This window comes from Pseudomonas sp. MNR3A, assembly GCF_009650575.1.
GTDB lineage: Bacteria > Pseudomonadota > Gammaproteobacteria > Pseudomonadales > Pseudomonadaceae > Aquipseudomonas > Aquipseudomonas machongensis.
Genome location: NZ_VZZS01000008.1, coordinates 14,334 through 33,295, shown reverse-complemented (window position 1 = coordinate 33,295; position 18,962 = coordinate 14,334). Strand labels below are relative to the sequence as shown.

Below are 18,962 nucleotides of genomic sequence, written 5' to 3'. Positions count from 1 at the left end.
CTCGCCCGCAGGGTTACAGCACTCATGATCAAGACGCTTCGCCCACTGCTTTTCGCCGGCCTGCTCCTTCCCATCGCCTTGCCCAGCCAGGCTGCCGCCGTCAACACCAGCTTGCCACCGAAGGTGCAGCAGGCACTCAAGACCAACAAGCTGCAGGACAATGCCCTGTCGCTGGTGATGCTGCCACTCGATGGACCGGGCACGCCGACCATCTTCAATGCCGATGTCTCGGTCAACCCGGCCTCGACCATGAAGCTGGTGACCACCTACGCCGCTCTCGAATTGCTCGGCCCGACCTTTCAGTGGAAGACCGAGTTCTACACCGATGGCACCCTGAACAACGGCGTGCTCAACGGTAACCTCTACCTCAAGGGTGGCGGCGATCCGAAACTGAACATGGAAAAGCTCTGGTTGCTGATGCGTGACCTGCGTGCCAACGGTGTGCGCACCGTCACCGGGGACCTGGTACTGGACCGCAGCCATTTCGTTCAACCCACCCTGCCGCATTTCGACGATGATGGCGGTGACGTCAACAAGCCCTTCCTGGTCAAGCCGGACTCGCTGCTGGTCAACCTCAAGGCCCTGCGCTTCGTGGCCCGCAACGATGGCGGCAAGGTCGTGGTTTCGGTCGAGCCGCCCATCGCCAGCATCCGCATCGACAATCAGGTCAAGGCCGTGGCCTCCAAGCAATGCACCGGCGATGTACGCTACAACCCCGTGGTGCAGCCCGATGGCGTGAGCGTCACGGTCAGTGGCCAGCTCGGCGACGGCTGCAACTCGCAAACTTATCTGGCCCTGCTCGACCACCCCGCCTATGCGGCCGGTGCGGTCAGAGCGATCTGGAACGAGCTCGGCGGCAGCATCCAGGGCCGTGACCGCATCGGAAACGTGCCCAAGAGCGCACGCCTGCTGGCCCGGGCCTTCTCGCCAGACCTGGTCGAGGTGATCCGCGATATCAACAAATACAGCAACAACACCATGGCCCAGCAACTGTTCCTCAGCCTGGGCGCGCAATTTCGCACCGATGCCGACGGCGACGATGCCCGCGCGGCACAGCGTGTCGTGCGCCAGTGGCTGGCCAAGAAAGGCATCACCGCACCGCACCTCGTGATGGAAAACGGCTCTGGCCTGTCACGCGCCGAACGTGTCAGCACACGTGAAATGGCGGCTTTGCTGCAAGCCGCGTGGAAGAGCCCCTATGCGGCCGAATTCATCAGCTCGATGCCATTGGTGGGCATGGATGGCACCATGCGCAAGCGCCTGAAGCGCACCGCCATGACCGGCGAGGCGCACATCAAGACCGGCACCCTCAATACCGTACGCGCGATCGCAGGCTTCAGTCGCGACAGCAACGGTCATACCTGGGCCGTGTCGGCGATTCTCAATGATCCAAAGCCGTGGGGCGCCTCCCAGGTACTGGATCAGGTGTTGCTGGAGCTCTACCGCCAGCCCAAGGTCGGCACCGGGACTGTCGGCGTAGTGCCCTGACAGAAAGGGAAAACCGGGGCTGTCACGCAGCCCCGGCCACCTCAAGGCAACTCCGCCTCCACGCGATCGCGCCCGGCCTGCTTGGCCGCATAGACCCCCGCATCCGCTCGCAGCAACAAGGCATCGGCCCCTTCACCGACACGCCATCCCGCTACGCCGAAACTGGCCGTCACTCTGCCGACCCCCTCGACCGGCACACCGCGTACCCCCTGCCACAGCTCCAACGCAAGCTTGCGGGCTTGCTCGGCATTGCTACCCGGGCACAGCACCATGAACTCCTCGCCTCCCAGCCGGCAGAACACATCGGTCCGCCGCAAGCGATGGCCAATCCGCTGGCAAAGGCTGCGCAACACGCGATCGCCGACAGCATGGCCAAACTGGTCGTTGATGCATTTGAAGTGGTCGATATCGAGCATGATCACTGCCAGGTCCAGATCATCACGCTGGGCCCGCTCCAGCTCGACCTTGAGTCGCTCCTGGAAGTAACGCCGATTGTGGATGCCGGTAAGGACATCAGTCACCGACAATGCACGCAACTCCTCCTCCACCCGCTTGAGATCGGAGATGTCCGTCAGATAGCCATGCCAAAGGGTACAGCCCTCCTCCCCGATCTCCGGCGTTGCCTCCCCCCGCACCCAACGCAGACCGGCGCGGGGCAGGCAGACGCGGTACTCCTCGCGCCAGGGCGTCATACGCTCGGCCGACTGGCGCACCGAACGGCGCACCCGATCAAGATCGTCCGGATGAATGCGCTCGAACACCGTCGATGCGTCTTGGCGCAGCAGCTGCAGATCCACTTCATAAATGTCCAGCAGCCCGGCGCTGGCGTAGGGAAAACACGAATGGCCGTCGGCATCCAGACGATATTGGTAGATGCCGCCCGGGACCTCGGCACTGAGCTTCTCCAGCAGCCGGTCACGGGCGGCCAACGCTTCATGAACACGACGACGCTCGGTGACATCGATGCAAATGGCCAGGTAACCCACCCACAAGCCTTGCTCGTCGAGCACCGCCGTCACCAGCATGTTGGCCAGCAAATGACTGCCGTCCTTGCGCACCAGGGTCCACTCCCCGGGCTCCCCTGTACCTTCCTGCACGGTTTCGGCGAACATCGCCTGGCCTGCCGTGATCTCGCGCCCGTAGCGCAGGCTCAAGGCATGGGCACGCTGGCGCAGTTCGTCCGGCTGGACCAGATCCTCCAGCGCCAGGTGACCGAGCGCTTCGTCGGCCGAGTACCCCAGCATGCGCTGGGCTCCCGCATTGAAGGTGCTGATCACGCCCCGCAGGCTGGTGGCAATGATCGCTACCTGGGTCGCGGCATCCAGCACGCTGCGTAGCTGGTTGTGAGTCTCACGCAGCGACTGCTCGCTCACGCGCAGTGCTGCCGTGCGCTGCTCTACCAGGGTCAAAGCACGCTGACGCTGGCTGAACAGGCTGTAGAGCAAGGCGCTGAGCAACAGGCTCAACAAGCCACCGAGCAGTGTCACGGTGAACACCGCCGAGGAACGGTTGGCCTGGAGGAAGGCTTCGCTGGGGCGAATATCGAGCTGATAGTGATGGTCGGCCAGATGCAGCAACTGGCTGCTGGTCAAAGGCAATGGCGCGCCAAGGTTGCCCGAATCGTACAACGTCTCATGGCCCTGGCTGCCCGACAGATCGAGGATACGTACCACGAGGTTGTCGTCCGACGCGGTCGGCAGCCCCTCGCCAATCAGCTGACGCATGCTCAACAAGGCCATGACATAACCGGCAGGCGGCCCGCTCGGCGCCGACGCGGTGAACACCGGTGCGACGATCAGCAGGCCACGGGTGTAGGCCGGCTCGACATCGATCATGTCCAGTGGGGAGGAGACCGCCAGGCTGCCGGGCGTGGTGGCGCGATCCAGCGCATCCTGGCGCTGAGGCTGGCTACGCAGGTCGAGCCCGTAAGGCTGGTCGTGCTGATGGGTGGCCTGGGTGTAGAGCACCGGGTAATAGAAGGCCCGTGACGGCGATGCCTGCCAAAGGCCTTGGGCATCGAAATCACGAATCTGATAGGGGCGCCCCAGCCAGGTGCTGGCGCGGCGCTCGAAGGCATCGCGCTCGTCGGCTTCGACCCGCGGCGCCCAGGAATATGCCTGGGTACGGTGCAACAAGGGGCGGGCGTAACCGTCGAACTCCTCGGGGAGAATGTCACTGGAATAGGTGAAGAAGCGCCGCAGACCGTCCAGGCGCTGTTCCTGATCCTCGAAGCGTTCGGCGATACGGCTGTAGCGCTCACTGGCCAGCAGCTCGAAGCGCTGACGCAACTGCTGCTTGTAGAAGGCGTGGGCGGCGAAGGCCAGCGCAGCAGTGAGCAACCCGCCGGCCACCAGCGCGAACAGCGCAACGGCCCAGGCCGAGAGCGCCTCGCTGATCAGGCCGAACATCTTCGCACGCACCCTCGACATAGAGCATTCTCACCACGTCAGCGTCCTGCGAATTGTTCGGCCCTGAGCTGATTTATAGCCATTAGCCATCAGCCCTGCAATGCACTTCTTCTCTTCAGCGTAGCTGCAGGCGCCAGGCGCGGTGGATGCGGTTATTGCGGGCAAAGTCCGGATCCAGGGTCTGTGCGCTGATCTCTTCCACCGCATAGCGCTCGAGCAGGTGCTCGTCGAGCTGGAACTTGCGGAAGTTGTTGGAGAAGTACAACACGCCCCCCGGCGCCAGACGCGCCATCGCCAGGTCGAGCAGACGCACGTGGTCACGCTGCACGTCGAACACCCCCTCCATGCGCTTGGAGTTGGAGAAGGTCGGTGGGTCGATGAAGATCAGGTCGTAGCTGTCCTGGGCATTCTCCAGCCAGGCCATCACATCGCTCTGTTCCAGGCGGTTGCGCTCGGAGAAGCCATTGAGCGACAGGTTGCGCCGCGCCCAATCCAGGTAGGTTTTCGACAGGTCGACGCTGGTGGTACTGCGCGCACCACCCTTGGCCGCATGCACGGTGGCGGTAGCGGTGTAGCAGAACAGGTTGAGGAAGCGCTTGCCCGATGCTTCGCGCTGGATACGCAGACGAATCGGACGGTGATCGAGGAACAGGCCGGTGTCCAGGTAGTCGGTCAGGTTGACCAGCAGCTTGACGCCGCCTTCGCTGACTTCCTGGAAGCGCCCTTCCGTGGCCTGACGCTCATACTGGCGTGTGCCACCCTGACGCTCGCGGCGCTTGAGCACCACGCGCTGAGGATCGACACCCAGGGCCTGGGGAATCGCCGCCAAGGCATCGAGCAGGCGCGCCTGGGCCTTGTCCGGGTCGACCGAACGCGGCGCCGCGTACTCCTGAACGTGCACCCAATCATGATACAGGTCGACCGCCAGGGCATATTCGGGCATGTCGGCATCGTACAGACGGTAGCAGTCGACCTGCTCGCGGCGGGCCCACTTGCCCAGCTGCTTCAGATTCTTCTGCAAGCGGTTGGCGAACATCTGCGCGCCTTCGGAAAGGCGTGCCGGTTCATGGGCCACGGCCGGTGCCGCACGCGAGTCGCCGGCCTGATCATCGGTCGGGCGACGCTCACCCGTCACGAACTGGTCGGGCTGGACCTTGAACAGCAACAGCTTGCACGGCAGCGCACCGTTCCAGAACGCATACTGCTTGTGGCTGCGGATGCCCATGCGCTTGCCCAATTCGGGTGCGCCGGTGAACACCGCCGCTTCCCAGCCCATGCAGGCCTGGCGCAGGCGCTCGCCGAGGTTCTGGTAGAGGTAGAGCAGGCTCGCCTCGTCCCCCAGACGCTCGCCATAGGGCGGGTTGCTGATGACCAGGCCTTTCTGGTTCTGGTCCGGGCGCGGCTCGAAGCTGGCGACTTCGCCCTGGTAGATCTTCACCCAGTCACCCAGGCCTGCGCGCTCGACGTTGTTGCGTCCGGGCTGAATCAACCGCGGATCGGCCTCGTAGCCGCGAATCCACAAAGGCGGCTTGGCCAGGCCCGCCTGGGCACGGGCCTGGGCCTCGTCATGCACCTTGCGCCACAGCGCTGGGACATGGCCCTGCCAGGCACTGAAGCCCCAACGCTCGCGCTTGAGGTTCGGTGCAATATCGGCGGCAATCATCGCAGCTTCGACGAGGAAGGTCCCGACACCGCACATGGGGTCGGCCAACGCGCCGCCCTCGGCGGCAATACGCGGCCAACCGGCGCGGATCAACACCGCGGCAGCCAGGTTTTCCTTGAGCGGTGCAGCACCCTGCTGCAGGCGGTAGCCGCGTTGGTGCAGGCTGTGGCCGGAAAGGTCGATGGACAGGATGGCTTCGCCGCGGTCCAGGCGCAGGTGGACACGCAGGTCGGGGTCGATCTTGTCCACGGATGGGCGCTGGCCTTCACGGTTGCGCAGCTTGTCGACAATGGCGTCCTTGACCTTGAGCGCACCGAAGTGGGTGTTGTCGATGCCCGATCCATGGCCACTGAACTCCACCGCCAGGGTGCCGTCGGCGGCCAGGTGGTCCTGCCAGTCGACACCGTGCACGCCATCATAGAGGTCGTCGGCGTTTTTCATGGCGAAGCGCTTGACCACCAACAGCACGCGGTTGGCCAGGCGCGACCAGAGGCACAGCCGGTAGGCAGTTTCCATGTCGGCCGCGCCGCGGATCGCCGAGGTGTGCTCGCGCACGTCGGCCAGGCCCAGGCCGCGGGCTTCTTCCGCAAGCAGCCCTTCCAGGCCTTTGGGGCAGGTGAGATAGAGTTCGAGTGAGTCCGACATGTAGATTCCAGAGCCTCTGGGCTGTGTGCTGGCAACGCGACGCATCGCTGTTGCCTGAGTTTGCCGGATACCCTTCCAGCAGGTATCCGGGTGGCGTGCCGATCATTCGGCAAACCGGGCCACCCGATCGACATCCAGCGCCAGGTGGCGCAAGGCGGTTTGATCGTCGGGCAGTGTGAAAATTTCGTCTAACGAAGGCATCGATGTGACCCTTCGTCGCATTACCAGATGTTGCGTCAGTTCGATGGCGCCAATGGCCAAATGATTTCAATCATCGGCAAACCCTCATCATAGCGGGACAAAACCTAAACAAGGTTGAGTCGCATTTATTTACTTATCCCCTCACCCCTGGAAAGGTTACGTCCTTATGACAAATTGATCATTCACACTGTGACCCGCATTGGTTAGAACTGACCTCAGGCCGCTTCGCAACGAGGCGGCACTTTCAGCTCGCCACGCCGGCAGCGAGCGCAAAACCGGCAGAAAGATTCTGCCCGGCCTCGGAGAGGCCGACGGGACATTACAGTCAACAAGTGAGGGCAACACCCTATGAGAAGACTTAAGCGTGATCCGTTGGAAAGAGCATATTCACGTGGCTACCAATACGGGGTAACCGGCAAATCCCGCGAACTTTGCCCCTTCAATCTGCCATCCGTTCGCCAGGCATGGATCAACGGTTGGCGTGAAGGTCGCGGCGACAACTGGGACGGCATGACCGGCACCGCTGGCATCCAGAGACTCAACGAAAATCACGCCGTTGGCTGAACGAGGACACTGAATTCGAGTCACCATGCACGCCCCATCCGGGCGGCGGGCTGCGGCCCAGGGGCCCCTTGAAGGGGCCCTTTTTATTGGGCCGCGTCTTTGTTAGCGGGGCAGCGCCGCAATTGCATCCACCGCTTCGCGAATCAGTGCAGGGCCCTTGTAGATGAAGCCCGAATAGATCTGCACCAGGCTCGCACCGGCCGCGATTTTCTCGGCGGCATGGCGACCTTCGGTGATTCCGCCCGCAGCGATGATCGGCAACTTGCCGCCCAGTTCAGCAGCCAGCACCTTGACGATGTGAGTGCTCTTCTCCAGCACCGGCGCCCCGGAAAGCCCACCCGCCTCGCCCCCGAACGGCAGCCCTTCGACCCCTTCGCGACCCAAAGTGGTATTGGTCGCGATTACCGCATCCATGCCCGACTCGACCAGGGCTGCCGCCACCAGCGCGGTTTCCTCATCGCTCATGTCCGGTGCGATCTTGATCGCCAGCGGCACGCGTTTGCCGTGCTCGCTCGCCAGCTGCTCACGACGCTCGGCCAGCGCGTCGAGCAGTTGCTTGAGCGAATCACCGAATTGCAGGCTGCGCAGGCCGGGAGTGTTGGGCGAGCTGACGTTGACCGTGATGTAGCTGGCCTGGGTGTAGACTTTTTCGAGGCAGATCAGGTAGTCGTCCTGGGCACGCTCGACTGGCGTGTCGAAATTCTTGCCGATGTTGATGCCCAGCACGCCGTCATAACGCGCCGCGCGCACCCGTTCCAGCAGGTGATCCACACCCAGGTTGTTGAAGCCCATGCGGTTGATGATCGCAGTCGCTTCCGGCAGGCGGAACAACCGTGGCTTCGGATTGCCAGGCTGTGGCCGCGGGGTGACAGTGCCGATCTCGACGAAGCCGAAGCCGAGCTGGGCGAAGCCATCGATCGCCGCGCCGTTCTTGTCCAGGCCTGCGGCAAGGCCCACGGGGTTGGCGAAGTTCAAGCCCATGACGGTCACCGGCACCGAGGCCGGGCGCTTGCACAGCAGGCCATTGAGGCCAAGGCGGCCACCGGCGCCGATGAGGTCGAGCGACAGGTCGTGGGAGGTTTCCGGGGAGAGCTTGAACAGCAGCTGGCGGGCCAGGGTATACATGGGCAGGCAGGACTCGGGGGTGAGTGAGGGATGCGATTATAGCCAGCGCGCCGTCCGCGCGACAGGGCCTTGGCACATGGGTTGCTTCGAAGCGCTGGCAACCCGATCGGTACGGGTGAGGATATTTCGTGAACACAGCCCCTCCGACAACACCCTTGGCCTGGGTCAACGGCAGCGATGCACCCGAGAAACCCAGCCTGAACATCGGTTTCATGGCCCTGACCGACTGCGCCTCGGTGGTGGTCGCGGCCACGCAGGGCTTCGCCCAGCTCCAGGGTCTGACCCTCAATCTGCAGCGTCAGGCCTCCTGGGCCGGGACCCGAGACAAACTCGCCAGCGGCGAACTGGATGCTGCCCACTGCCTGTACGGGCTGGTCTACGCCATGCACCTGGGCATGGGCGGTGCCGTGGCCAATGATATGGCGGTGCTCATGGGCCTGAATCAGAATGCCCAGGCCATCAACCTTTCCCCGGAACTGCAGCGCAAGGGCGTGACCAGCCCTGAAGCACTGGCACGGCTGGTGCACCAGCGTGGCGCACGCCTGACCTTCGCCCAGACGTTTCCCACCGGCACCCACGCCATGTGGCTGTACTACTGGCTGGCCAGCCAGGGCATCCACCCGTTGCACGATGTCGACAGCGTGGTGGTGCCACCGGCACAGATGGTCGCGCACCTGCAGGCCGGGCGCATTGATGGCTTCTGTGCCGGCGAGCCCTGGTCGGCAGACGCCGTGGGGCAGAACCAGGGTTTCACCCTGGCAACCAGTCAATCGATCTGGCCGGACCATCCAGAAAAGGTTCTGGCCAGCACACGCGCTTTCGTCGAGCACTACCCCAACAGCGCCCGCGCACTGATCAAGGCGATACTCGCCGCCAGCCGTTTCATCGAGCAAAGCGCGGAAAATCGCCGAGGTACGGCGCAACTGCTCAGCGGCAGGGCCTACCTGGATACGCCAGTCAGCAACATCGAACCGCGCCTGCTGGGCGACTACCACGACGGGCTGGGCAACCGCTGGCAGGATCGTCACGCCCTGCGCGTGCATGACCAAGGTCGGGCGAACCTGCCCTATCTGTCCGACGGCATGTGGTTCATGACCCAGTTCCGACGCTGGGGCCTGCTGCGCGAGGATCCGGACTACCTGGCGGTGGCCACGCGTGTGCAGCAACTGGCGCTGTACCGTGAAGCAGCCCAGGCCGTGGGCGTGCCCTGCGCAGATGAACCGATGCGCAGCAGCCTGCTGATCGACGGCATCCGCTGGGACGGCAGCGACCCCCATGCCTATGCCCGCAGTTTCCGCCTGCACGCCCTGGATGACGCCCCGCACATGCGGGTTGGTTCGTGAAGGTGGCCACCATGCTGCGTATTCTGCTGATCGATGATACCGAGAAGAAGGTCGGTCGCCTCAAGGCCGCCCTGATCGAAACTGGCTTCGATGTGATCGAGGCGCCGGGGCTGACCATCGACCTGCCTACCTGCGTCGAAACGGTGCGTCCGGATGTCGTGCTGATCGATACCGAGTCACCGGGTCGAGATGTGATGGAACAGGTGGTGCTGGTCAGTCGCGACCAGCCACGGCCCATCGTGCTGTTCACCGACGAGCATGATCCGAGGGTGATGCGCCAGGCGATCCAGGCCGGCGTCAGCGCCTACATCGTCGAAGGCATCCATGCAGCGCGCCTGCAGCCGATCCTCGACGTGGCCATGGCCCGCTTCGAGAGCGACCAGGCGCTCAAGGCGCAGCTGCTGGCTCGCGACCAGCAATTGGCCGAACGCAAGCGCATCGAACAGGCCAAGGGCCTGCTGATGAAGATGAAGGACTGCAATGAAGAGCAGGCCTACACCCTGATGCGTCGCCAGGCCATGAGCCGTCAGCAGAAGCTGATTCAGGTGGCCGAGCAGATCATCGCCATGTCCGAGATGCTTGGCTGAGTCGATGTTGGCCCGGCTCTTGCTCAGCCAATAGCTCAGGTAGCCAACGGCGGTTGCCACATCATCCCGACAAAGACGTCGCTCTCCCCTCCACGCTGATGGACCGGGTAGCGACGTCTTTTTCATTTGCGCCCTGCGCAGGCAGGGCATGACAACCGTTGCAAGCCGCGCGAGGTGTTCAATGAATACGAGCTTCTGGAAATCCGGGCATGTGCCTACGCTGTTTGCTGCCTTCCTCTACTTCGACCTGAGCTTCATGGTCTGGTACCTGCTCGGTCCCTTGGCGGTGCAGATCTCCGCCGACCTGCAGCTGACTGCCCAGCAACGGGGCCTGATGGTCGCAACACCGATCCTGGCCGGTGCCATATTGCGCTTTATCATGGGCATGCTGGTCGACCGACTGTCTCCCAAGACTGCCGGGCTGATCGGCCAGGTCGTGGTAATCGTCGCCCTGGCCTGCGCCTGGTTCATGGGCATCCACAGTTACGAACAGGCGCTGCTGCTGGGCGTGTTCCTCGGCGTTGCAGGTGCCTCGTTCGCCGTGTCGCTGCCGTTGGCGTCGCAGTGGTATCCACCTCAGCACCAAGGCAAGGCCATGGGCATCGCTGGTGCGGGTAATTCCGGAACGGTGTTCGCAGCCCTGCTCGCCCCGGTGCTGGCCGCAGGTTTCGGCTGGAACAACGTGTTCGGTTTCGCCGTCATCCCGCTGGTGATCACTCTCGTGGCCTTTGCCCTGCTGGCACGCAACGCCCCACAGCGCCCCAAGCCCAAGGCGATGGCCGACTATTTCAAGGCCCTGGGCGACCGTGACAGCTGGTGGTTCATGTTCTTCTACAGCGTCACCTTCGGTGGCTTCATCGGCCTGGCCAGCGCCCTGCCGGGCTACTTCAGCGACCAGTATGGCCTGAGCCCGATCACCGCCGGCTACTACACGGCGGCCTGCGTATTCGCCGGCAGCCTCATGCGCCCGCTGGGCGGGGCCCTCGCCGACCGTTTCGGTGGCATCCGCACCTTGCTCGGGATGTACAGTGTGGCGGCGGTGTGCATCGCTGCGGTCGGCTTCAACCTGTCCAGCGCCGCGGCAGCCCTGGCCCTGTTCGTCAGCGCCATGCTTGGCCTGGGCGCTGGCAACGGTGCGGTGTTCCAATTGGTGCCGCAACGCTTCCGCCAGGAAATCGGGGTCATGACCGGCCTGATCGGCATGGCCGGTGGTATCGGCGGCTTCCTGCTGGCGGCAGGCCTGGGTGCAATCAAGCAGCACAGCGGCGACTATCAGCTTGGCCTGTGGCTGTTCGCCAGCCTGGGGTTGCTCGCCTGGTTCGGCCTGTATGGGGTCAAGCGTCGCTGGCGCACCACCTGGGGTTCGGCTGCCGTAACGGCGGCGCGGGTCTGACCGCATGAGCTTGCAACTGGCGTTCGCCCAGGCCAGCGCCACCGGCCCGCGCCCGGAAAACCAGGATGCCCTGCGCCTGGTCACCCCGGCCGCAGAGCTGGCCGCCAGCAAGGGCTACCTGTTCGCCATCGCCGACGGCGTCAGCCAGTGCGCCGATGGTGGCCTGGCCGCCAGGGCCAGCCTGCAGGCCTTGGCACTGGACTACTATTCCACCCCCGCCACCTGGGGGGTGGCCCAGGCCTTGGATCGGCTGCTGCTGGCGCAGAACCGCTGGCTGCGTGCCCAGGGCAACGGTCAACCGCTGATGACCACGCTGACCGCCCTGGTGCTGCGCGGCAAGCGGTTCACCCTCGCCCATGTCGGCGACTGCCGCGCCTACCACTGGCACGACGGTCGCCTGTCGTGCCTGAGCGATGACCATGTCTGGGACCAGCCAGGGATGCATCATGTGCTCAAGCGCGCCTTGGGTCTGGACCAACACCTGCTGGTCGATTACCGGGAGGGTGAACTGCAGCCAGGCGAGTGCTTCGTGCTGCTCAGCGATGGTGTCTGGTCAAGCCTGAGCGATCAGCAGATCCTGTCGATCCTGCGTGAGCAGCCTGACTTGCAGGTGGCCGCCGATACCCTGGTCGCCACCGCGCACCTGTGTGGCAGCCAGGACAACGCCAGCGCATTGCTGGTCAGGGTCGAACAACCGGGCTCGGCGAATCTGGGCGACACCCTTGCGCAGTTGCAGGAATGGCCGATACCAACCGCCCTGCGTACGGGCCAGCGCATCGATGGCTGGTGTGTTGAGGGGCTGCTCGCCCAGAGCCGACAATCCTTGCTCTACCAGGTCAAGGATGCCCAGGGCCAGACATGGTTGCTCAAGACCCTCCCACCGGCCCGCGAAACCGATCAAGGCGCCGCCCAGCGGCTGCTGCTCGAAGAATGGTTTCTGCGCCGGGTTGCTGGCCGACACTTCCCCGAGGTGAATGCCGCCAGCCAGCGCCAGCACCTGTACTACCTCATGCGCCAATATCCCGGACAGACGCTTGCCAGCCTGTTCGCCGAGCATGGGCCCTTGCCACTACCACAATGGCTGGAACTGACGCGCCAGTTGCTGCAGGCGGTGGGCGTGCTGCACCGGCGCAACCTGCTGCACCGCGATATCAAGCCGGAAAACCTGCACCTGGGTGAAGATGGTCAACTGCGCCTGCTGGATTTCGGCCTGGCGTATTGCCCAGGGCTGTCAGAGGATCAACCGCACGATCTGCCCGGCACACCTTCGTTCATTGCCCCGGAAGCCTTCGATGGTGAGCCGCCGACACCCCGTCAGGATCTCTATGCCGTTGGCGTGACCCTGTACTACCTGCTGACCGGGCACTATCCGTATGGCGAAGTCGAGGCGTTCCAGCGCCCACGCTTCGCAACGCCAGTCAATGCTGCGCGCTATCGTCCCGACCTGCCGGAATGGTTGCAGCGCAGCCTGGAAAAAGCCGTCTCGGTGGACCCTGCACAACGTTTCGAAACTGCCGAACAATGGCTGCTGCTGCTCGAACGCGGTGACCGCCAGGAGTTGGCCATGCGCCCTCGCCCCCTGCTGGAGCGCGAGCCGCTGAAGGTCTGGCGAACCTTGGCGCTGTTGTCGATGGTGTTGAACCTGGTGCTGCTGTACATCCTGCTTAAAGGGTGAGCCTGGGCGGGATCATTCGCGGGCAAGCCCGCTCCTACAAATGCAGGGCACCGAGATGCAGGCCCGCTTCCCAAATCCCAGGCAAAGAAAAACCCGGCCGAGGCCGGGTTTTTCGTGAAGCTTCAAACCAGTTACTTGGCCTGGGCTTCTACCTGAGCTTCTACGCGACGGTTAACGGCGCGGCCAGCTTCGGTGGCGTTGTCAGCAACTGGACGGGTCTCACCGTAGCCAACCGAGTCAACACGGTTGGATTCGATGCCGTACTGCTGGGTCAGAACCTGCTTGACAGCATTGGCACGACGCTCGGACAGCTTCTGGTTGTAAGCGTCTGGACCTACGGAGTCAGTGTGACCTTCAACCACGGTGGTGGTTTGTGGGTACTGCTTCATGAAGTCAGCCAGGTTCTTGATGTCGCCGTAGCTGTTAGGCTTGACGACCGACTTGTCGAAGTCGAACTTCACGTCCAGCTCAACGCGGACGTTTTCAGCGGCAGCCGGGCAGCCGTCGGCGTCAACGGTAACGTTGGCCGGGGTGTCAGGGCACTTGTCGACGTTGTCGCAGACGCCGTCGTTGTCGCTGTCGGTGCAGACTTCGGCAACCGGAGCAGGAGCAGGAGCTGCGGACTGCTTCGGGCTACCGCCGAAGTTCAGGCCAACGCCGACGCTCGGTGCCCACTCGGTGTCACCTTTGTCGATGTTGTATTGGGCTTCAACGCCGGCACGGGCGTAGAACATGTCGGTGATGTACCACTTGGCACCAGCGCCCAGGTTGGCGAAGGTGGAGTGGTCACGACCGCCACGGCCGGTCTGGCCCAGCGACTGGTGGGAGAAACCAGCCGAAACGTACGGACGGATAGCGTCGTACGGGTTGTTGAAGTGGTAAACGGCATCCAGGGCGGTGTTCGAGCCCTTGATGTTCTTGCCGTCGTCGCCACGAGCGTTGTGAACTTCGTCGTAGCCCAGACGCAGTTCAACGTCGTCGGTCAGGAAGTAACCGATCGAGCCGCCGAACAGGTTGCCGTCGTTCTTGAAGTCGCGCTGGCTGTCGAAGAACTCCTTCTTGTAGAAGATCTCGGTTTCGACGGCGCCTTGGCCTTGTGCCATAGCGCCAATCGAGGTGGCGGCTACGAGCGAACCAATGGCCAAGCCCAAGGTATTTTTCAATTTCATCCGTTAAATCCCCATCTGGTGATAGTTAAGCAGCCCCACCAAAATCCGGGGGGACAACTCGACGGCAAGTCTAGCAGACCTTGCCGATTCGTTTGAGCCATTTGCATAAGACTAAGTTTCAGCCGAGTCCGCAAATTTCTCACGAAGCTTGTCGAGCGCACGCTTGTAACGCATTTTCGTGGCGCTCAGGCCCATGTGCATGATGTCGGCGATCTCCTGAAACTCCAGCTCTGCGACAAAACGTAGCACCAGAATCTCCCGGTCGATCGGGTTCACATACACCAGCCATTTATCCAGCCCGCCTTTTTCTTCAGGTTTCGGAGCCTTGTCCTCGGACGCCTCTTCGACGGGGTCCAGGCTCAGGGCATCCATCAACCTTCTCTTGCGACGCTCCTTGCGGTACTGGGTGATACATTCGTTGTAGGTGATGCTGTAGAGCCAGGTCTTGAACTTCGATTTGCCCTCGAAATTCTTCAGGCCGTACAACACTTTCAGCATGACCTCCTGACAGACATCGTCAGCATCCCGATCGTTCCCCAGATAACGTGCACAGACGTTGAACAGGGTCCGCTGGTAGCGCCGCATGAGTTCCTCATAGGCGCGGGTAACATGAAACAGCTCCTCATGCGAACGCGCCACCAACTCCTCGTCGGTGAGCTCGCGGGGGTCGTAACGCATGGGCGGCGAATAGACTTTATTCAAAACGGATCTGGCCGACAGTCAGGTCAATGTCGCCGCTCAGCCCTTGGGCCGATTTTTGCGGCGGCATACATTAACAGCTTTGTGCGGTTAGCGGCTATTGACGCGCTGCTCGAGCAGCACCCGATTGGACAGCGACACCAACTCGCCATCATCGGTCAGCAGCGTCGTCTTGACCGTCCCGATCTCTTCGATATGCCCTTCGACCTCTCCAATCCGCACCTGCTGGCCAACCTGATACAACTCGCGCACGTAGATCCCGGCAAGGATCTGTCCGGCGATTTCCCGGCTGCCCAGGCCCATTGCCAGGGCCACGGCCAGACCAACGGTAATCAATCCGATGACGATCACATGGTTGAGCAGGTCGGTCTTGACCTCAAGCTGGCTGATCGCCACCGAGATCGCGATGATGATGACCAGCCCCTGGGCAATGCGCCCGACGCCCGCTGCGTATTCCAGGCCGATGCCTTCGGCAGCGCCGCGCACCAGGCCGTTGACCAGTTGCGCCAGCAGTACACCGGCCAGCAATACCAGCGCCGCACCAAATACTTTGGGCAGGTAGAGGGCAAGCATGTCGAGGGTGGCGGAAACCCGCTCCAGGCCCAGCGATTCGGCGGCGGAAACCAGGAAGATCAGTAGGATGAACCAGTAGACGATCTTGCCGATCAAGGTCGAGATCGGCACCTGGATACCGACTCGGCCGAGCATCTTGGTCAGCCCGGTCCCGCTCATCAGGCGGTCGAGACCGAACTTGGCGAGCAGCTTGGACAGCAGTGTGTCGAGCAGCTTGGCCACCACGAAACCGAGCAGCACCACGACCAGCGCGCCGAACAGGTTGGGGATGAAGTTCGCCACCTTGGTCCAAAGGGCAGTCATGGCGGTGACCAGGCTCTGGGTCCAGAGATCGAGTTCCATATTCAATCGGCCTTATCAGCTTTCTGTCTGCCAGCGGCAGGGGTACGGCGCACCGGCGCGACATGCGCCGAGCCATTGTTGACAGCGATCAGCAGCGCCTGGCTCCAGCGGCCCAGCAGGCTGAACAGATCGCCCGCGCCAACCTGACGGTTGGCGGTTTTGAGCACGCGCCCCAGGCAGGCATCGTCATCTCGGTCATGGCCGGACGGCGACGCCTTGAGCAGGTCGCGCAGGGATTCTTCAAACGGATCGTGCATGGGCACCTCGCGTGATGTCAGTCAAAGACGAGAGCTCTGGCCAACGGGTCACACAGCGATGTGGGACGAATGTTTCAAAATACATACGTGATCGTCGCTCAGACCCAGCGCAACTTGCGCAACAACCACCATTGCCCTGCGGCCAGCCCCAACACCACCAGGCAGGCGAACAGGAAGCCGTAGGGGTTCTCGGCCCCTGGAATACCACCGACATTGATGCCGAGCAGGCCGGTGATGAAGCTCATCGGCAGGAAGATGCAGGTGATGATGCCGAAGCGGTACATGGTCCGGTTCATCCGCTCGCTGCGCCGCCGGTCCTCGCCTTCCAGCACCAGCGCAGCGCGCTCTCGGGCCAGTTCCAGCTCCTCGAGATAACGGATCAGGCTGTTGTTCAGCTCGTTCCAGTAATCGGCATCGGCGTCGGCGAACCAACTCCACTTGTTGCGCGAAAGCTGAGCATAGATGTCACGCTGCGGCGCCAGGAAGCGACGCAGGCCGGCGGCACGACGACGAATCTGCTGCAGGTTGCCCTGGGCCGGGCTATACCGTTCGTCGGATTCTACCTTTTCTTCCTCGAGATCGACCGCTTCGGACAGGTCGCTGACCAGTGCCTGGACCTTTTCGGTCAACAGTTCACCCATCAGCAGCAGCAGTTCGGAGGCCGATTTCGGCCCCCTGCCCTCATCCAGTTGCTGCAAGACTTCATCGCTCGCGCGCAAAGGCCGCAGCCGCAACGAAATGACGCGCTGCGCTTCGGCGAAGATGCGCACCGAGACCATGTCTTCCGGCTCTGCGCCAGGGTTGAGGTTGACCCCGCGCAGAAACAGCAGCAACTGCTCGTTGGCCAACGCCAGCAGGCGTGGGCGAGTGTTCTCCTCGAGCAGAAGGTCGCAGGCGAACTCGCTCAGGCCGCTGTCGTGCAGCAGCCAGGTGCGGGTTTGCGGATGACTGCGGTCCCAGTGCAACCACAGGCTCTCTTGCGCCTGCAATTGCAGGTTGTCCAACTCGGTACGGGCAATGGCGCGCGCGCCTCCCTTGCCGTCGAGCACCAGGGCATGGACCAGCCCCCACTGCGCGTTGTCTTCCTCGAACATCAATGCTCCATCAGCGCGCGCGGCGCATCACTCCGGCATTTTCAGGGGGCTTGGCGAGACGATCACGCCATTGTTGTCGGCGTAGATGTATTCGCCGGGGCGAAAAGTGACGCCGGCAAAGCTGACCACGACGTCGAGGTCGCCAATGCCGCGCTTGTCGGTCTTCATCGGATGGCTGGCCAGGGCCTGCACGCCGACATCGGTCTGCACCAGCACATCCACGTCACGCACACAGCCGTAGATCACCAGGCCTTCCCAGCCATTCTTCGCCGCTTTTTCCGCGAGCATGTCGCCCAGCAGCGCCCGGCGCAGCGATCCGCCGCCATCGACCACCAGGACCTTGCCCTTGCCGTCGAGCTCGACCTGCTCCTTGACCAGGGAGTTGTCCTCGAAGCACTTGATGGTGACGATCTGGCCGCCGAAGGAATCGCGGCCGCCGAAATTGCTGAACATCGGCTCCAGCACCTGGACCAGGTCCGGGTAGGCGTCGCACAGGTCGGGCGTTACGTAATGCTGCATGAGAAGCTCCTGTCAGTCACAACGAAAGCGGGTATCGGCCAAGGCTACACCCTGAAGGCCGTTGCAGTCATCCGGGACCAGGCAGTCAGTTCGGCGCTACGACTTGCCCGCGAATGACCTGCTTACTCAATTGTGGCGGGCGGCGCCTGAACGTCGCTCAGCCAGCGCGCCACCAGCGGCCACACCTGCGTCTGCGCCGCCTTGCTCACCAGCATGTCGACATGCCCGAAGGCTTCGAAGCCCTCTTCACGGCCCAGGCGCAGGAACTGCTTGCGTTCATCGCCCCACTGCTCGAACAGTTTGCGACAGGCCCACACCGGATCCTGGAAATCCGCCGCACCCGCGACCGCCAGCAGCGGTACATCCATCTGCGCCAACCCCGCCCACCAGTCTCGGTCCTTGACTCCGAAACGGCCGAACAGGCCATGCCAACGCAAGCTTTCCAGGGCCAGCCCGATCGGCTCGTCCTCCGGCCCACGCTTCAACCTGGGGCCGGAGAGCTGGGCAAAACGCTTGACCAGCAAGCGCGCCCCCCACGCCACGGGCGGCACTTTCAACGGCCAGTAGACCCGGCTGACCTGGGTGCCGAACAACGCCACGCTGGCCACGCAGGCGCTGTCCAGGTAGCCGCCACCCAGTGCGGCCGCCAAGGTGGTGCCGCCCAGCGAATGGCCAATCCAGTGCGGCGCCTGGCCGGCCATTTCCTGGACGAAGGCGCCGATCACCGGCAGGTCGAAACGCGCGTAGTCGGCCACGGTGTTCTGTCGCCACTGGCGGTTGCGCGGCGACAGGCCATGCCCGCGCATTTCCGGAATCCACACGTCGAAACCGGCACGTGCGAGGAAAGCACCCAGGCCAATGCCCTTGGGCGAGTACCAGAAACGACGATTGGAGAAACTGCCGTGCAGGAGAATCACCGGCACCCCGGGGGTGGCGTGCTGATCGGCAAGCCCGAGACGGGTCAGGGCCAGTTCGACACTGGCGTCGGGGCTGTTGCCCGCCTTGATCCGGTAAACGTCTTCACAGAGGTCGCCGCGGCGCTCGGCACTGAGCAGGGCCACGGGAAAAAGGGTGCTGCTGCTTTGCATGGATTCACAGAATGAAAAGGGGAAACAGGAAGGGGAACTGCCACGCTGAACCTGGGCTGCAGCGCATTCGCGGGCAAACCCGCTGCCACAGGGCTCGGTGGCAGCGGGTTTGCCCGCGAAAAGGCAGAA

General features: G+C 63.2%; 16 protein-coding genes. 6 read left to right on the top strand and 10 right to left on the bottom strand.

Annotation, left to right across the window (positions count from 1 at the left end; all coding sequences use genetic code 11):
* Positions 1-24: 24 nt before the first annotated feature.
* On the top strand, positions 25-1,488 hold the full coding sequence (gene dacB, locus F6X62_RS05535; protein WP_153772913.1) for a D-alanyl-D-alanine carboxypeptidase/D-alanyl-D-alanine-endopeptidase: 1,464 nt from the start codon (positions 25-27) through the stop codon (positions 1,486-1,488).
* Between the two features lie 41 nt (positions 1,489-1,529).
* Here the strand turns inward: dacB and F6X62_RS05530 are convergent, their stop codons facing one another.
* Both F6X62_RS05530 and rlmKL read right to left on the bottom strand, forming a co-directional pair.
* Entirely contained in the window at positions 1,530-3,917 is a 2,388-nt protein-coding gene (locus tag F6X62_RS05530) for a diguanylate cyclase (protein WP_153772912.1), read from the bottom strand.
* A gap of 94 nt (positions 3,918-4,011) precedes the next feature.
* Positions 4,012-6,204: a bifunctional 23S rRNA (guanine(2069)-N(7))-methyltransferase RlmK/23S rRNA (guanine(2445)-N(2))-methyltransferase RlmL gene (gene rlmKL / locus F6X62_RS05525; protein ID WP_063543997.1), complete on the bottom strand. Its 2,193-nt coding sequence runs from the start codon at positions 6,202-6,204 to the stop codon at positions 4,012-4,014.
* Positions 6,205-6,753: 549 nt separating this feature from the next.
* On the opposite strand from rlmKL, the gene rmf reads away from it, so the two are divergent.
* On the top strand, positions 6,754-6,969 hold the full coding sequence (gene rmf, locus F6X62_RS05520) for a ribosome modulation factor (RefSeq protein ID WP_080642046.1): 216 nt from the start codon (positions 6,754-6,756) through the stop codon (positions 6,967-6,969).
* A 102-nt stretch (positions 6,970-7,071) separates the two neighbouring features.
* Here rmf and F6X62_RS05515 read toward each other — a convergent pair whose 3' ends face one another.
* Positions 7,072-8,094 (bottom strand): quinone-dependent dihydroorotate dehydrogenase, encoded by a 1,023-nt coding sequence (locus tag F6X62_RS05515; protein WP_063543995.1) that lies wholly within the window; start codon positions 8,092-8,094, stop codon positions 7,072-7,074.
* A 128-nt stretch (positions 8,095-8,222) separates the two neighbouring features.
* Between F6X62_RS05515 and F6X62_RS05510 the strand changes: the two genes are divergently transcribed.
* The 4 genes from F6X62_RS05510 to F6X62_RS05495 all read left to right on the top strand — a co-directional run bounded on the left by F6X62_RS05510 (position 8,223) and on the right by F6X62_RS05495 (position 13,092).
* On the top strand, positions 8,223-9,437 hold the full coding sequence (locus F6X62_RS05510) for a CmpA/NrtA family ABC transporter substrate-binding protein (RefSeq protein ID WP_153772911.1): 1,215 nt from the start codon (positions 8,223-8,225) through the stop codon (positions 9,435-9,437).
* 11 nt (positions 9,438-9,448) lie between these two features.
* Complete coding sequence (locus tag F6X62_RS05505) at positions 9,449-10,024, top strand: ANTAR domain-containing response regulator (RefSeq protein ID WP_153772910.1); 576 nt, start codon at positions 9,449-9,451, stop codon at positions 10,022-10,024.
* A 181-nt stretch (positions 10,025-10,205) separates the two neighbouring features.
* Complete coding sequence (locus F6X62_RS05500) at positions 10,206-11,417, top strand: NarK/NasA family nitrate transporter (RefSeq protein WP_054892465.1); 1,212 nt, start codon at positions 10,206-10,208, stop codon at positions 11,415-11,417.
* A 4-nt stretch (positions 11,418-11,421) separates the two neighbouring features.
* On the top strand, positions 11,422-13,092 hold the full coding sequence (locus F6X62_RS05495) for a bifunctional protein-serine/threonine kinase/phosphatase (protein WP_153772909.1): 1,671 nt from the start codon (positions 11,422-11,424) through the stop codon (positions 13,090-13,092).
* 131 nt (positions 13,093-13,223) lie between these two features.
* On the opposite strand, the gene F6X62_RS05490 is transcribed toward F6X62_RS05495, so the two are convergent.
* From F6X62_RS05490 to F6X62_RS05460, 7 genes are all read right to left on the bottom strand, one after another.
* A complete protein-coding gene (locus tag F6X62_RS05490) occupies positions 13,224-14,261 on the bottom strand; it encodes an OmpA family protein (RefSeq protein WP_054892467.1) in 1,038 nt (345 codons plus the stop codon).
* A 111-nt stretch (positions 14,262-14,372) separates the two neighbouring features.
* Positions 14,373-14,939 (bottom strand): RNA polymerase sigma factor SigX, encoded by a 567-nt coding sequence (sigX, locus tag F6X62_RS05485; protein ID WP_054892468.1) that lies wholly within the window; start codon positions 14,937-14,939, stop codon positions 14,373-14,375.
* 111 nt (positions 14,940-15,050) lie between these two features.
* Positions 15,051-15,875, bottom strand: coding sequence for a mechanosensitive ion channel domain-containing protein (locus F6X62_RS05480; RefSeq protein ID WP_054892469.1), 825 nt, complete (start codon positions 15,873-15,875; stop codon positions 15,051-15,053).
* A 2-nt stretch (positions 15,876-15,877) separates the two neighbouring features.
* Positions 15,878-16,132 (bottom strand): hypothetical protein, encoded by a 255-nt coding sequence (locus F6X62_RS05475; protein ID WP_054892470.1) that lies wholly within the window; start codon positions 16,130-16,132, stop codon positions 15,878-15,880.
* A gap of 98 nt (positions 16,133-16,230) precedes the next feature.
* Positions 16,231-17,226, bottom strand: a complete 996-nt coding sequence (locus F6X62_RS05470; RefSeq protein WP_153772908.1) for a zinc transporter ZntB — start codon at positions 17,224-17,226, stop codon at positions 16,231-16,233.
* A 27-nt stretch (positions 17,227-17,253) separates the two neighbouring features.
* Positions 17,254-17,745: a ribonuclease E activity regulator RraA gene (gene rraA, locus F6X62_RS05465; RefSeq protein ID WP_054892472.1), complete on the bottom strand. Its 492-nt coding sequence runs from the start codon at positions 17,743-17,745 to the stop codon at positions 17,254-17,256.
* Positions 17,746-17,867: 122 nt separating this feature from the next.
* A complete protein-coding gene (locus tag F6X62_RS05460; RefSeq protein ID WP_153772907.1) occupies positions 17,868-18,833 on the bottom strand; it encodes an alpha/beta fold hydrolase in 966 nt (321 codons plus the stop codon).
* Positions 18,834-18,962 lie beyond the last annotated feature (129 nt).